We start from the raw sequence: 14,130 nt of genomic DNA, 5'->3' as shown, positions 1-14,130 counted from the left end.
GCCTACCGGATTTAAGGGCCTCGCCATCCTCGCCGTCGGCGGCAAGAGCCAGAGGATCGTGCTGGAGCCGGCGGAGGGCGGGAAGCTGACGGGCAAGGCAACCGGAAACTTGCCCGCTGAACCGAAGGGCGTCGTTCAGATCACGCCGCCCAAGGGGCAATCGGTATCGGCGAAATTCTGAAACGCTACATCTGAACACACCATTCGGGATCATCCGGACTGCGCGAACATCGTTTCGCCTCAGGCGTGAGCCGGATGATGACCAGCTTGCCGGCTGCCGCAGCGATCGCAGCTCGCGTCAGTCCGCAGGAACCGAGCCGGCAAACGGACCGCCCGGTTTCCGCATGCGATGAGCGATCACGCCCGCCGCAGCGGCCGAAGCCGCGCCGCCCCCGGTGCAAACCGCACGAACGCACGGTCAGCACGCTGAAAATCGTGCTGCAATCCGGGCTCGAAAATCAAATGAGTCGGTTGGTACAGCTGGGTGGACTCGAACCACCGACCTCCTGATCCACAGTCAGGCGCTCTAACCAACTGAGCTACAGCTGCATCGTCGACACGGACACCGGCGCGAAGCGCGGCAGAGCCCGGGCGAAAGACGGGCGGAAACTAGGGGCTTGGCGCAGCTTTGGCAAGCAATCTGGCATGCAATCAAGTCGGCCGTGGCCCGGGCAATGGGTGCGACACAGCTGGGCTGGCGCCGTTGGCCTGTGGTTCCGCTTCGACCGGCGGCATGCTTGGACCGGATCGCCCTACCCATGAAAAGAGCCCGGGCTAGCCGCCCGGGCCCTTTCGATCTTGCCGCGATGCGAGTGCGAAAGAGCCCAATCAGGCGGCCTTCTTGAAGGCGGTGGTCATGCCGGACCTGATCGGCTCAAAGGTCTCGGTCGCGACCTTCTGGGCGAGGGCGGTCAGATCCTTGGACTGCGCGGTGGCCGTCTCGAATTGCTTGCGGGCGTGAGAGGTCGACAGCTCAATCACTTCCGACAGCGACTTCGCGGTCATCAGCTGGCTGTAGAAATCAAACGCCGCGTTGGTGTTGGCGCGGGCCGCATCGATCAGCGCAAGCCCGTAATCGGTCGCACCCTTGGTCGCGGTCGAATAGCTCGACTCGATCATGTCGGTGGCGTCCTCGGTCACGGCCTTCATCTTTTCCCAGTTGTCCTTCGCCTGAGAGACACTCTTTTCCGCGAGTTCGCGGAACGCGGCGGGGACTTCCATCTTCGGCATTTCGAAGCTGGGCATTTCAAATGTCGGCATATCGAAGGCCGACTTCTTCGTCTTCACGCTGGCCTCGGTCATGTCTGTTCCTTCCGGGGGAGTGTGTTTTTCAGAAGATGTGCGACGTGCTGGCTGCAGCGATTATTTATCACCATTCATGGTGCATTGCAACAAAAATGACGCAGCGCACCAATTTTGCCCTGTTTATAGGCACTTAGCCTGGTAGCTGGCCCCCGGGACGGCCGCTTTCAGAGCGGTTTGGTGGCGGCGGTCTCCTTGGCCAACTTCGTTGCCGCTTCGGCGAGCTCCTTGGTCTGCTCGTTGAGCGCCTGAACTTGCGCCTTCACGTATTCGGTCTGCAGCCGGATCACCTCCTCGACATCCTTGGCCTGGACCAGCTTCTGGGCGAATTCGAACGACGCCGCCATGTTGCGCTCGGCAAAGCTCATCGCGCGGCCTCCGACATCCATGGCGCCGCTGCGCGCCGCCTGGGCGCGGCCCTCGAATTCGGACACCGCCTGATGCGCCGCCCTAATGAAGCGGTCAAAGGCCTGACGCGCCTGGTCAACGCTCTGTTCGGCAAATTTGCGCATGTCCGCCGGCACTTCGAATGGCTTCATGGTTTCCATGGCCGTCCCCATTGGATGGTGAAAAGGTCTGAGCTCTCCATTGTAACACGGGATCGGTGACGCGGTTTCGTCATCCGGACAATTGGCCGCCGCGGCCGGCGCGGAGCGCAGGGTTTGCGGGCGCAGGATTAAGGTTAGCCGCGGCCGGGCCGCGGCCTCGCATGGACCGGGGCCGCACCCTGACTTAGAAGAATCGCATAAAATGCAATATTTTGGAGCAAACCTCCCGCCGCCGGGCGGGGCCTGCGATGAACCGGATTGGCCACGATATCCTGCGGATCGGCGCGGTTGCCGCACAGGCAAGCAGCGCGCAGCCGGCTTGGCTGCTCAGCGAAAACGGCGAGCGGCTGTGCTTTGCCAATGCCGCGGGCGCCGCATTGCTCGGCCATGCACGGCTGCAGGATGCGGCGGGCGCGGCAATTCCAGAGAAACTCGCCGCGCAGTTCGCACGGATCGCGGCCAGCCTGCGTCCAGGATCTGCGCCGCAGCTTGCGCGATTGCGCGGGCTCGGCACGCGCTTCGGCCGGCCTCTGACCTGCCGCTGTGCGCGCCTCGCCCTGAACTCCGGGACCGCCTTGCTGATCACAGCGATCGAGGCGGAAGCTCCGCGTCTGACGCTTGCCGATCGCGCGCGCTATCTCGTCGACGGACTGCAGGCCGCCGCCGCGTTTGACGCAGGTGGCGCGCTGTTGCATGCGGCATCCGATGCAACGCAGGCGCGGCGCTTCGCAACCCTTACAGAACTCGGCGACGGTATCGAGACGCTGCCTGTGGGCGAAGGCCGCGACGCCATCGTCCTCGCCTTCTTTCCGGCCGATTCGGCACCGATCACAGCCACGGCGCCGGATGCGGCTGCGTCCCCCGCCCTGCTCGACCTGTCACCCATCGCCGAGGCGATCACCGCGATGTCCAAGGTGCCGCCGCAGACGACCGGGCCGGATCGCAAGTCCCGCGACAAGGATGCGGCGCAGGGCGGCGCGCAGCAAAGCAAGGCATCGCAGATCGATGAGACCGGCGGCGGCGCCATGCGTCATGGTGCGATGCGCTTCGACTTCGAAACCGACGCGGAAAACCGCTTCGTCATCAGCAGTGACGAATTCATCGATCTTGCCGGACCGCGCACCGCCAACCTTCTCGGCCGTTTCTGGGGCGAGATTTCCGCAAAGCTTGCGCTCGATCCGGAAGGGTTGGTCGCGCAGGCGCTGATCTCGCGCGGGACCTTTAGCGGCATTGCGGTGCAATGGCCGACCCGTAACGGCCGTATCGGCGTGACGTTGTCCGGCATCCCGGTCTTTGATGACGGACGGATGTTCCGCGGCTATCGCGGCGTCGGAGTCTGGAACGGGGCGGCCGGTATGCCGGCCGAGACACCCGCTGCGCAATCCGCGCCGCAGGAAACCATGCAACCCGTCATACCGGAGGCGGATGCAAAGACGGCGCGTCCGAGCGACGTTGCCCCGGCCCCCGTTACCGCGCAGGCACCGGTCGACACCGCGTCGCATGACGATGACGAGAAAGCGATCGCACCGGAAGCGGTGGCAGGCGACGGTGGGGTCATCGAAACGGCGCCGGCCGAAAATGTCGTGCCGTTTCCGCTGGTCGAGCCGAAGCCCGTGGCCCTCAATCCGGCGGAACGCAGCGCCTTTCGCGATCTTGGCAGCCGGCTGAGCGCGCGCCTCAAGGGGGCCGACGAACTGGCGCGCGGTCTGATGGAAAAGCCGGATCCGGAGGAGGACGAGCCTGAATCTTGTCACCCGCTCACGGTCGCGGCCCAGCCGACCTCCATCGCAGCGCAAGCTGAACCACGCGCCGAGGCCCGTTCCGAGGACGAGGGCGCGGCGCCACATCCGCTGCTCGACCGGCTGCCATTCGGCGTCCTGATCGATCGCGGATCGCATCTCCTTTATGCCAACAAGGCCTTCCTCGCATTTGCCGGGCATGAGTCCCTCGAAGCCTTCGCCGAAGCCGGCGGTCTCGATGCGATGTTCGTCGAAATGGATGCACCCGCTGCGGACGGCGGCTTCCGGCGCCTGCGCATTGCCGCCGGCGACGGCAGTCCGGCAATGGAGGGCCACCTCGTCACCGCGCCGATCGACGGCGAGAATGCGATGGTTCTGGTGCTGCAGCCGGCCGCGGCGGCAAAGGCGTCCGCCGCCGGCGGCGATCATGACGAACTCGCCGCGCTGCTCGACCTCGCCGTCGACGGCATCGTCACCATCGACCGCGACGGCACGATCTTGCGGGCGAATGCGCGGGCTGAAACGCTGTTCGGCTACGAAGCCGGCACGCTGGCCGGACGCCCATTCGGCGACTTGTTTGCGCCGGAGAGCGAACGCGCCGCGACGGCGCGGCTGATCCGGCTGGCGCGCGGCGAAGCGGCCGCAGACGAGGACGGCCGCGACATCATCGGCCGGCGACGGAATGGCGGTCTGATCTGGCTGCAATTGACGCTCGGCAAAGCCGATGCTTCCGCAACCCGCTTCCATGCGCTGTTCCGCGATATGACGCGCTGGAAAGACGCCGAGAAGGAAATGACCCTGGCGCGCCAGCAGGCCGAGAAAGCGTCGGCCGCCAAATCGGAATTCCTCGCCAAGATCAGCCACGAGATGCGCACGCCGCTCAACGCCATTCTCGGATTTTCCGAGGTGATGATGGAGGAGCGCTTCGGCCCGGTCGGCAACGAGCGCTACAGCGATTACCTCAAGGACATCCATACCTCCGGCACACACCTTGTGTCGCTGCTCAACGACCTGCTCGACCTGTCGAAAATCGAAGCCGGCAAGCTCGAACTGAGCTTCGAGCGCGTCGATCTCAATGAAGTCACGCAGCAATCGGTCGCGATCATGCAGCCGCAGGCGAACCGCGCCCGGGTAATCGTGCGCTCGGCCTTGTCGATGAACGTGCCGGGCATCCTCGCCGATACCCGCTCGGTCCGGCAGATCGTGCTCAACCTGTTGTCCAACTCGATCAAGTTCACCGGCCCGGGCGGCCAGGTGATCGTATCGACCGCAATCAATGAACGCGGCGACGTGGTGCTGCGGGTGCGGGACACCGGGGTCGGCATGAGCGAGAAGGACATTGAGACGGCGCTGCAGCCGTTCCGTCAGCTCACCACCTCGCCGCGCAGCGATGCGAACGGCACCGGCCTCGGCCTGCCGCTGACCAAGGCGCTGGTCGAGGCGAACCGCGCCCGCTTCTCGATCAAGAGCGCGGTGAATGCCGGCACGCTCGTCGAGATCGTGTTCCCGGTCGGGCGCGTGCTCGCCGCATGAGCGCGCTGCCGCAGGTAATCGCGCGCGAGGTGCTGGCCGCCCTCGACGGCGCGACCGCGATCGCGCCGCTGTCCGCCCGCTTTCCCGGTTTCGATCTTGCGCTTCGCGCCACGGCAATGTCCGGCATTGCCCTGGCGGGGATGTCGATCCGCTGCACCTGACTTTCGCCACAGATGTTGCTAGACTTTGCAGATGGCGATGCTGCGCCTCCTGCTCATCGTGGTTGCGCTGATTGCGGCGACATTGCCGGGACGCGCCGCGGAGAAGGTCGATCTTTTGCTGGTGCTGGCTGCGGACGTTTCGCGCAGCGTCGACTCCACCAAGTTCCAGCTCCAGCGTGACGGCTATGCGGCCGCGATCACCGATCAACGAGTCCTGAATGCGATCATGTCCGGCGCGAACAGCCGCATCGCCATCTGCTTCGTCGAATGGTCCGGAGCGGGTGCGCAGAAGGTCATCATCGACTGGACGATTATCGACGGACCCCTTGCCGCGCAGAAGTTCTCCGATGCGCTGATTGAGGCGCCGCGCCCCTTCGCCGACCGCACCTCGATTTCGGGCGCCATCGATTTCTCGATGGAGATGCTGGCGCGCGCGCCGTTCGAGGCGCCGCGGCGAACCATCGATATTTCCGGCGACGGCACCCACAATTCCGGCCGTGGCCTTCTGGCCGCGCGCGAGGATGCGCTCGCCCAGGGTGTCACCATCAACGGTCTGGTCATCCTCAGCGAGCAGCCGCTGCCGTGGAATCCGGAACACACCCATCCGGCGGGCGGACTTGCGAAATATTTCGAAAACAACGTCATTGGGGGCCCCGGCGCGTTCGTCATGGTCGCAGAAAATTTCGAGTCATTCGGTCAGGCATTGATTGCCAAGCTGATCGCCGAGATCGCTGACGTTACGGCGCCCTCCTCCACAACCGGTCTGGCCGCGCGCCACTGAGGCAATTGGCAGCAGATCGCAGCGCTTCCCGGCCGAAAATCCCACGACCGGCAAAGCAATAATCGCTTCAAGCCATAAGCGGCTAGTTTCGAGCAATTCCAGAACACATCAGTCTGGAATCATTCCAACATATTGATCAAAAACGAGAATTTGGCTTGACGGCAGGCTGACAGGAATTCTTAGCTTCATACAGATTTGAAACCGGGAGCAAACCGATGTCGAAGACCCGCATGTTGGCCCTTGCGGCCGCAAGCGCCGTTGCCATTTGCCTGCCGACGCTCGCTTCGGCCCAGGGTGAAGTGAATCTTTATACCTATCGCGAACAGAAGCTGATCGAACCGCTGCTCGATGCCTTCACCAAGGAAACGGGCATCAAGGTGAATGTGGTTTCCGCATCGTCCGGCCTCGAACAGCGCATCAGGACCGAGGGCGCAAACAGCCCGGCCGACGTGCTGCTCACCGTCGATATCGGCCGCCTTGAAGACGCCGTGCAGGCCGGCATCACCCAGCCAATCAAGTCCGAGATCATCGACAAGGCCGTCCCCGTGCAATACCGCGATCCGGAGGGTCACTGGGCCGGGGTGTCGATGCGCGCCCGCGTGATCTATGCCTCCAGGGATCGCGTGAAGCAGGACGCCATCACCTATGAGGAACTGGCCGATCCGAAATGGAAGGGCAAGATCTGCATCCGCTCCGGCCAGCACATCTACAACAATGCGCTGATCGCGGCGATGATTGCCAAGCACGGCGAGGCCAAGGCCGAGGAGTGGCTGCGGGGCGTTAAGGCCAATCTGGCGCAGAAGCCCTCGGGCGGCGATCGCGAGCAGGCGCGCGACGTCGCCGCCGGCAAATGCGATATCGGCATCGGCAATACCTATTATGTCCCGCTGATGCAGAACAATCCGAAGCAGAAGGAATGGGCGGACGCCATCAAGGTGATCCTGCCGACCTTCAAGGACGGCGGCACGCATGTGAACGTGTCCGGCGTGGTGCTGGCCAAGCACGCGCCGAACAAGGCCAACGCCGTGAAGCTGATCGAGTGGCTCGCCGGCAATGGCGCGCAGGAAATGTACGCCAACATGGTTTTCGAATATCCGGTCAAATCCGGCATTGCGATCAATCCGGCGGTCAAGGCATTCGGCGACCTCAAGGCCGACACGTTGCCGCTCGCCAAGATCGCGAGCAACAAGAAGGCCGCGGCCAACATGGTCGACAAGGTCGGGTTCGATAATTGATCCAGCCCGGCCAGAAAATGCGCCGCTCCCGCAATCGCGGGGGCGGCGTTTCCATGTGCACACCCCCATGACGCCGATCGCGATCGGGACACCGCGAGCCTTGCGGCTGCCGCAGCATGCGCCGTCCCGTATATTCTTAATTCTGCTGGCGGCGGCCGTGCTGGCCCCGCTGATTTCGCTATCGATCTTCGCCTTGCGCGGAGACGCCGAAATCTGGTCGCATCTGACCGCCTATGTGCTGCCGCGGGCAACGCGCGACACCGCGATCCTGCTGTCGGGGGTCGCCGTCATTACCGCCGTGATCGGCATCGGCACCGCCTGGATCGTCACCGCGTTCGAATTTCCGGGCCGTGCCACCTGGTGCTGGCTGCTGCCGCTGCCGCTCGCCTTTCCGACCTATATCGTGGCTTACGTCTATGTCGATATTTTCGAACCGATCGGCCCGGTGCAGTCCGTCTTCCGGTCGATGATGGGCTATTCGACCGCGGCGGAATACTGGTTTCCCTCGGTGCGGTCGCTACCGGGCGCCATCCTGATTTTCAGTCTTGTGCTCTATCCGTATGTGTATCTCGCCGCGCGCGCGATGTTCATCACGCAGAGCGCCTCGTTGATCGAGGTCGCGCGCACGCTCGGCGCGACGCGGTTCATGCTCGTGCGACACGTTGCGCTGCCATTGGCCCGTCCCGCGCTTGCGGTCGGCCTGTCGCTTGCGTTGCTGGAGGCGCTGAACGATATCGGGGCCAGCGAATATCTCGGCGTGCAGACGCTGACGCTGTCGATTTTCACCACCTGGATCAACCGCTCCAGCCTGCCGGGCGCCGCGCAAATCGCCTCAGCGATGCTGGTTTTCGTGATCGCGCTGATGGCGCTGGAGCGCTACGGCCGCCGACACCGGCGCTTTATCGTCTCGCCGCGCCGCCAGCGCAAGGTGCCGCGCATCCCGCTCGCGGGCCGCGATGCGGCCCTCGCGGTTGTCGCCTGCGCGCTGCCGGTCGTCTTCGGGTTCATTCTCCCCTTTGCGTTTCTCGCCTACGAGGTGGCGGGGCGCGGCCTGTTGCTCGGTTTCGACCCTGATCTGCTGCGCTATACCGCGACCACGGTCACGCTTGCCGCGACCGCGACCGCGATCGCGATCGGCCTTGGCCTGAGCGCGGCGATCGCGGTGCGCATGGTGCGCGGCCGGATCGCAACCGTCTGCATCGTCATCGCCGGACTCGGCTACGCGATCCCCGGCACCGTCCTCGCGCTCGGGCTGCTGACCCCGCTGGTCAGCATCGATAACATCCTGAACGCGATCTCGAAGGCGCTCGGCGGCCCGCATCTGGGGCTGGTCCTTGCCGGATCGAGCGCCGCGCTGGTGATTGCCTATGTGATCCGCTTCCTGGCGATCGCCACCGGCTCCGCGCAGGCCGGCCTTGCGCGGATTTCACCGCATATCGACGATGTGGCGCGAACGCTTGGCACCAAGCCCACCCGCATTGCCTGGTCGATCCATGTGCCGCTCTCGCGTCCGGCGCTCGGCGGCGCAGCCTTGCTGGTGTTCGTCGACTGCCTGAAGGAATTGCCGGCGACGCTCCTGCTGCGGCCGCTGAATGTCGAGACGCTCTCGACCTACATCTACCAGTTCGCGACACGGGGCAATTTCGAGGAAGGCTCGCTGGCCGCGCTGATCATTGTCGCGGTGGGCATACTGCCGGTGATCCACCTGACGCGCTTTTCCGAGATCGCGCCGGCCCCGGTGCCGCCGTCGTCGCGCTGAATTCGCGCGAACCGGTACCCGCTCCGCACGAAAACGCCATAGCCCCTGTGCTTTTCTGGGAAAAGCACAAGGGTTTGATGGGGCAATGCCCGGATCGGCTTCAGTTATTGAAAAGTTTCAGCTGGAACAGGTAGGTCAGGCCGAGCTTCGCTGTGAACTGGTTCTCGCTGCCGACCTGCGTGATCGGGGAATCCGCAGCGTCACCGATCAGCTTCTCGTAGATGAACTCGCCGCGCACCGCCCATTGCGGCGCAAATTCGTAGCGGACGTTGAGTTCGGCGCCGACGCCCTTGAAGCCGCCGCCGGGCGAGAAGGCCGCAAGCGTGCCGGAGCGCGCCGATTCGAGCGGCGTCACGCCGAAATAGGTTTCCATATAATTGCGGTTGGCGAAGCTGGCGCGCGGACCGACCGACCACAGAAGGTTCGGAGCGGCCCGGAAGATGAAGTCGAGACCGGTCTCGCCGACGACACCGCTGTGACCGCCGAGGCCATAGCGCGCCGCGACCCACGGGCGGATCCAGTCAAAGGTGTAGCCGACCTTGGCGCCGAGCTCGAAGGTTGACTTGACGTCGTCCAGCCCGAACAGCTCCGGATAATCCGAGGTCTTGCGCTTGGACTGCCAGTTGAAGGACGGACCGAAGGACCAGCCCTGGATGTTGGCGCGCGAATTGTGAACCACGCCGTAGCCGGGCAGCTGCAGATAATGCAGGGTGAAGAACCCGGTCGGCCAGGCCTCGTAATTCTTGGCGCCGGGATAATCCGGCCGCACCTGCACGCCGGCGCCCAGCTCGAGGATCAGGTCGTAGGGCTGCTCGACCACCACAGGGGCTTTCGCCGGCATCGAGGGGATGTCCGCCGCCAGAACGGCGGAACTGCTCAGTGCGAGAGCGGCGGCGGCCAGAAGGGAACGTTGCATGGGGATCCGCGGAATTCCGATTCGGTCGCCGAAGCTGCGACATCCCTCTGTATCAGGCCCGAACCGAACAAATCGGTAAAATTTTACAGAATTCGAAATTTGGTGCGGGTGTGTGTGGAAAGCGTCACGCTCCCGGTTCAGGACCGGCCGAAAAGCCGTCGAAGCCTGCGCGGCCAGACCGGCGGCGAGGCATCGCTGTCCCAGACCCGCCGGGCCCGGGAGACCGGACCGGAAGCGCGATCGCCCGGATGAGCGTCAGACCCCGGAAGAAGCCGTTCAGGCAGCCGATCAGAATCGGGACCTCACAGCAACGACCGCCCACGCTCCGGCGCGCGCTCATCGGCCGGCCGCGGCTTGATCCGCAGCCCTTTCCAGAAACCGACCAGCATCACCCCCACGAACGCGAGGCTCAACACCAGCAGCAGGATATTCCAGATCGCGGCCATGACTGCGCTCCCTTGGCAGCGCGCGCTTTGACATTGGTCGCATGTCCGCCGTCCGCCGTTCACGTGCGGATATGGCGGCGCATCATACCAATCCAGACGTGGGAACCGCGCCGCCGATAGGCTAGGCTTCCGTCCCGCCTCACGACGTCCCATCCGGAGCGACAATGGCCGAAGAAAAGACCGTCCGCCGCATCCTGCATTTCAAATTCACCATGCCCACCGCAGAGGCGGCGCAACTGCTCAAGATGCTGAAGACCTCCAAGCCCTATTCCACAATTTTCGGCGAGGTGAATGTGCGCTTCCTGCAGAATGCCGACGACCGCGCCAAGATTCTGCAGATCGTGGAATACGACGCCCCCGAATCGATCGAAGCCAATCGGCAGTCGCTCGCATCGGACCCGCGGGTGCAGGCCTATCTGCAGGTCTGGCGGACCATGGCGCCGAATGTGGAGGTCGATGTGTATCAGGAGATCGAGGGGTAGGTCGGCGGCTTTAATACACGCGCCGCGGCGTTGTGCTTTAGGACTCAGCAGCGTGCTGAGTCCTACGGTCTACGTACCAAAGGATTACCAACCCAAGGGTCGCGACCAAGAAAATCGCCAAACAAATTAGCATTACGTATTTGGGTCGCAAATATATCGGCATCACCTGCTCGAAACTTGAATGGAAGAAGTCCAGATCACTTACTGCTAGCGGGCCGATTTCACGGTCAAAAACCGCTATGAACTTCAGCTGCAACTCATTCATCCGCGATTCAAATTTTTCGATACTGTCACGGTCAAACTCTAGTCCGACCCCAAATTTCAGCGCATGGGTCTTTAGCTCTCGCCCCATTTCTTCCGCTATCGGCGCGGCATCCTTTAACTGAGCTGCGATTAACTTCGATACAGCCGTCAATTCAATCGCCACCACCTCAACCGAATCCTCGATCGATTTAGGTAGTTTATCTATGCCGCTATTATGAGCTATCCGAATATCTAACGTTGCCTTCAGAGCCCCATTCAAGGCAAGCTCTCGAAGTTTTTGTGCGGTCAACGAATGACCGCGCGCCTGCACCTGCGCAATCTCGAATGCCTTGGAATGCAAGTTATATGCGTAAAGCAGCAACCCCGAAACCACAGCCACGACGATTGCTACTACCACCTTTTCGTAGACGAACACCGCGAAATCAAATCGGTCTCGAAGCCGCGAACGATCCATTTCTATGGCTACCGTATTTCTAGTAGTATACGGGCATGCCCTCGTCGGAAGGACCATACTCTTCCGGCTTCAGGCGCCAAACTTTGCATGCTCGCGTGATCAAAGGCCCGCCGATTTGCGGAAAATTCACTGAGTTGATCCGCCGCCGACTCAACCCACTCAATGACCAATAACGCAGCGAGGCCAGATTCTCTTGCCGCTTTTCGGCCACGGGATGCGACGTGCGCCGAACTAATGAGGACTTTTTGTTCGGCCGAGCCACCAGCTAGCCTTAGCATTATTGTTTCACCGATGGGCATCAGCCGCCTCTTGTTCAACAGATCCTCAAATCTGTCCGCTGTAAACAAACCGCAACTACTTGAGGACGCATAGCCAACGGGACAGAGGTCGCGCTCGAGCGCTGCGTAAATTGTTAGGCGCGCGACCTCGTTGGCCGCTGAAGTGTCCACAGGACAAAGGCCAAACAATAAGAATAAAATCGCTACGTACTTGCGCATTTATTGCGACATCGAATTGTGGTTCGCGCGCAAATGGTATTTGATTCATGCAAACACTCAAAATATCCGCACACATATTATGAAAGATGCAGTCAAGTCTCAGGCAAAAGTTTAGTCTCTCGCTTCAACCTATTGACCTGAAAGCGCTACCTGATTTGTTAGATGGTCCCGAACATCCCTTCAGTGCGCGCCCGGCGCCTCACTGTCCATTCATGGCCTCGGCATCGCGGCTTTGCTCGCGCTGCGGCCCGCGTCGCAACCGGGCGCTAAGGCCACAGCGGAGCCTTCGCGATCAGTAATAGCGATAGCCGCGGCCGTAGTAACCGCGCGCCATAATAGCCACGGCCATAATATTTCCGGCCATAGCCGAAATAGCCGCGGCCATATCCGTAGTAATGAACGGTCTCGGCCGAGGGGAGTTTTTCGGCGGCCGTCATGCCGCACCGCCGATCAGCGGGGTAGCCGAAGCGTCGTGCGGCAGCAGCGTCATCAGCGCGGCGGCGAGGACGATCGCAGGTATCCTGAGAGAGACGGGTGTCTTGATGGGTGTCCTGCCTTGCATCGAACCCTCCTGGAGGTTCAGGCACGACGTGCTTTGCCGAGTGGCTACCCATTGCCGCGAGGCATTGCGCCGTGCCATCAGCTTCCACCCATGAGCAAGTGTGATTCCGCAGACCGCATGTTGTGAAGCCGCGACGAACCTGCGGCGCTTCACACTTGCGTAAACCGCCCCGTCGTAGCGGGGGTGATGCCGACAATCTCAAAATTGTTAGATATATACATACTCAACGGCGTGCGACCGTCGGCGGCAAACCAAGCTCAGGGATAACTCGTTGCGCGGGATCTTGAAAGTCCATTAGTACGCGATCAGGAATCTGACTAAGTTCTAGATTTCGGATGAGAAACACTCGTGTGCCAAACTTTTGGAAATGAGTTTTCGCCGCGCCCCAATTTGGAAGGCTGCAATAGTTTAGCTGATTATTCCTACACGGATCATGTTCGGCATCTTTTTGAGCAAACCCCAACGGGTGCCAGTCCACACCAATATCGCCAATATAGTTTCGTGCTGAGTAAGACGACCCGCAACGAAAACGGTGTGCAAGCTCGCAGTAGTTTTTAAATTTGTCTTGAAAACTGGCAAACTTGTACGAAGGTATCCTCGTATCTTTTAGATCATCTAGTTCTGGAGCACTTAACTGATTTGTGCCTTTCAAGAACGCATTTTTTATATCGGCATTTGGGTTGTGTTCGACGTCGTGAATTACCTGAAGCAACCCTCGAGCAGAGGCGGGGTATAGTTGGACCTTAAGCGGAAACAAGATTGCAGAGACGTGCTGGCCAGGCTTATAGGTTCCGCCCGTCATTTGAATAGCTGCAACAATGGGCACTCCGACTAGGTCCTCGTATGGCGCTACAAAAGTGTAAAGGTGCCGTTCTGGACCGAGTCGCCTAAGTTTGCCCACAGCAAGATCAGGATCGTATGCTGGATAATAAGAAACGAGACGCACTAGCCAATAAACTTGCTCATTCGATTCCAGTCGCGAAATCCGTTGCTCCAATGTCGTTGATTTAATCGGATTTTGCGCAACCCAGAACAGCGCGAGTATTGGCCCGGCTGCGGAAAACATAATGCCCGTAATCAATCCAAGAAACGAAAACGCTAGAAGTGATCGCCGGGACGCATCTGGCTTTCGAACTATGTGAATTAACGTGAACAACGTGATTACTAATAAAAGCAATCCAACTGCAGATAGTATTGCGGTTTCACGGGAGTTTATGACCAGTTGGAATATCTTTTGAAGTCCATCTATAATTTCGTTCATGGGAGCGCCCGCAATTGATGTGTTTAAAAAATAGTACCATCTTAAGTTGCAGAGTCCAGTGCCCATCGCGCTAGGTAGTGGACTCATAATGCCTGAGCCAGAGGCGTGACGCCGCCAGTGCGATGGCAGCAAGAAAGTTCCTGGCAAGCTTGTCGTATCGGGTGGCGATGCGCCGGAAGTGCTTCAGCTT

13 protein-coding genes, 1 tRNA gene and 2 pseudogenes are annotated in these 14,130 nt (G+C 61.3%); 7 read left to right on the top strand and 9 right to left on the bottom strand.

Annotated features, from left to right (window positions below; translation table 11 throughout):
- Nucleotides 1–181 (top strand): annotated as a pseudogene (locus ACK41X_RS18990) (hypothetical protein); the annotation flags it as partial.
- 291 nt (nt 182–472) lie between these two features.
- Here the strand turns inward: ACK41X_RS18990 and ACK41X_RS18985 are convergent.
- The 3 genes from ACK41X_RS18985 to ACK41X_RS18975 all read right to left on the bottom strand — a co-directional run bounded on the left by ACK41X_RS18985 (nt 473) and on the right by ACK41X_RS18975 (nt 1,850).
- Nucleotides 473–549: transfer RNA gene (locus ACK41X_RS18985), tRNA-His, on the bottom strand.
- 279 nt (nt 550–828) lie between these two features.
- Entirely contained in the window at nt 829–1,302 is a 474-nt protein-coding gene (locus tag ACK41X_RS18980) for a phasin (RefSeq protein WP_409726508.1), read from the bottom strand.
- A gap of 167 nt (nt 1,303–1,469) precedes the next feature.
- Complete coding sequence (locus ACK41X_RS18975) at nt 1,470–1,850, bottom strand: phasin (protein WP_409726506.1); 381 nt, start codon at nt 1,848–1,850, stop codon at nt 1,470–1,472.
- Between the two features lie 248 nt (nt 1,851–2,098).
- Between ACK41X_RS18975 and ACK41X_RS18970 the strand changes: the two genes are divergently transcribed.
- The 5 genes from ACK41X_RS18970 (at nt 2,099) to ACK41X_RS18950 (ending at nt 9,058) form a co-directional block, all read left to right on the top strand.
- Entirely contained in the window at nt 2,099–5,122 is a 3,024-nt protein-coding gene (locus ACK41X_RS18970) for a histidine kinase dimerization/phospho-acceptor domain-containing protein (protein WP_409726504.1), read from the top strand.
- Nucleotides 5,119–5,283 (top strand): hypothetical protein, encoded by a 165-nt coding sequence (locus ACK41X_RS18965; RefSeq protein ID WP_409726502.1) that lies wholly within the window; start codon nt 5,119–5,121, stop codon nt 5,281–5,283. The genes ACK41X_RS18970 and ACK41X_RS18965 overlap by 4 nt, the downstream gene beginning before the upstream one ends.
- 37 nt (nt 5,284–5,320) lie before the next feature.
- Nucleotides 5,321–6,064 carry a DUF1194 domain-containing protein gene (locus tag ACK41X_RS18960; protein ID WP_409726500.1) on the top strand — a complete coding sequence of 248 codons (744 nt, stop codon included), beginning with the start codon at nt 5,321–5,323 and terminating at the stop codon, nt 6,062–6,064.
- A 215-nt stretch (nt 6,065–6,279) separates the two neighbouring features.
- Complete coding sequence (locus tag ACK41X_RS18955) at nt 6,280–7,299, top strand: Fe(3+) ABC transporter substrate-binding protein (RefSeq protein ID WP_409726498.1); 1,020 nt, start codon at nt 6,280–6,282, stop codon at nt 7,297–7,299.
- Between the two features lie 157 nt (nt 7,300–7,456).
- Nucleotides 7,457–9,058 carry an ABC transporter permease gene (locus tag ACK41X_RS18950; RefSeq protein ID WP_409726496.1) on the top strand — a complete coding sequence of 534 codons (1,602 nt, stop codon included), beginning with the start codon at nt 7,457–7,459 and terminating at the stop codon, nt 9,056–9,058.
- Nucleotides 9,059–9,158: 100 nt separating this feature from the next.
- Here the strand turns inward: ACK41X_RS18950 and ACK41X_RS18945 are convergent, their stop codons facing one another.
- Together ACK41X_RS18945 and ACK41X_RS18940 are read right to left on the bottom strand one after the other, a co-directional pair.
- Nucleotides 9,159–9,974, bottom strand: coding sequence for a MipA/OmpV family protein (locus tag ACK41X_RS18945; RefSeq protein ID WP_409726494.1), 816 nt, complete (start codon nt 9,972–9,974; stop codon nt 9,159–9,161).
- Nucleotides 9,975–10,276: 302 nt separating this feature from the next.
- Nucleotides 10,277–10,420 carry a hypothetical protein gene (locus tag ACK41X_RS18940; protein ID WP_409726492.1) on the bottom strand — a complete coding sequence of 48 codons (144 nt, stop codon included), beginning with the start codon at nt 10,418–10,420 and terminating at the stop codon, nt 10,277–10,279.
- A gap of 164 nt (nt 10,421–10,584) precedes the next feature.
- On the opposite strand from ACK41X_RS18940, the gene ACK41X_RS18935 reads away from it, so the two are divergent.
- Complete coding sequence (locus ACK41X_RS18935; RefSeq protein ID WP_409726490.1) at nt 10,585–10,902, top strand: hypothetical protein; 318 nt, start codon at nt 10,585–10,587, stop codon at nt 10,900–10,902.
- Between the two features lie 37 nt (nt 10,903–10,939).
- On the opposite strand, the gene ACK41X_RS18930 is transcribed toward ACK41X_RS18935, so the two are convergent.
- From ACK41X_RS18930 to ACK41X_RS18915, 4 genes and pseudogenes are all read right to left on the bottom strand, one after another.
- Nucleotides 10,940–11,581 (bottom strand): hypothetical protein, encoded by a 642-nt coding sequence (locus ACK41X_RS18930; protein ID WP_409726488.1) that lies wholly within the window; start codon nt 11,579–11,581, stop codon nt 10,940–10,942.
- A gap of 969 nt (nt 11,582–12,550) precedes the next feature.
- The gene (locus ACK41X_RS18925) at nt 12,551–12,679 is read right to left on the bottom strand and encodes a hypothetical protein (protein WP_409726486.1); all 129 of its coding nucleotides are present in this window, start codon (nt 12,677–12,679) and stop codon (nt 12,551–12,553) included.
- Nucleotides 12,680–12,902: 223 nt separating this feature from the next.
- Nucleotides 12,903–13,940, bottom strand: coding sequence for a hypothetical protein (locus tag ACK41X_RS18920; RefSeq protein WP_409726484.1), 1,038 nt, complete (start codon nt 13,938–13,940; stop codon nt 12,903–12,905).
- A 70-nt stretch (nt 13,941–14,010) separates the two neighbouring features.
- Nucleotides 14,011–14,130 (bottom strand): annotated as a pseudogene (locus tag ACK41X_RS18915) (IS5/IS1182 family transposase); the annotation flags it as partial.

The sequence above is a fragment of the Pseudorhodoplanes sp. genome (assembly GCF_046289595.1).
Classification (GTDB): domain Bacteria; phylum Pseudomonadota; class Alphaproteobacteria; order Rhizobiales; family Xanthobacteraceae; genus Pseudorhodoplanes.
Note: the sequence above shows the minus strand (reverse complement) of the source record. Positions and strands in the feature narration are given on the sequence as shown.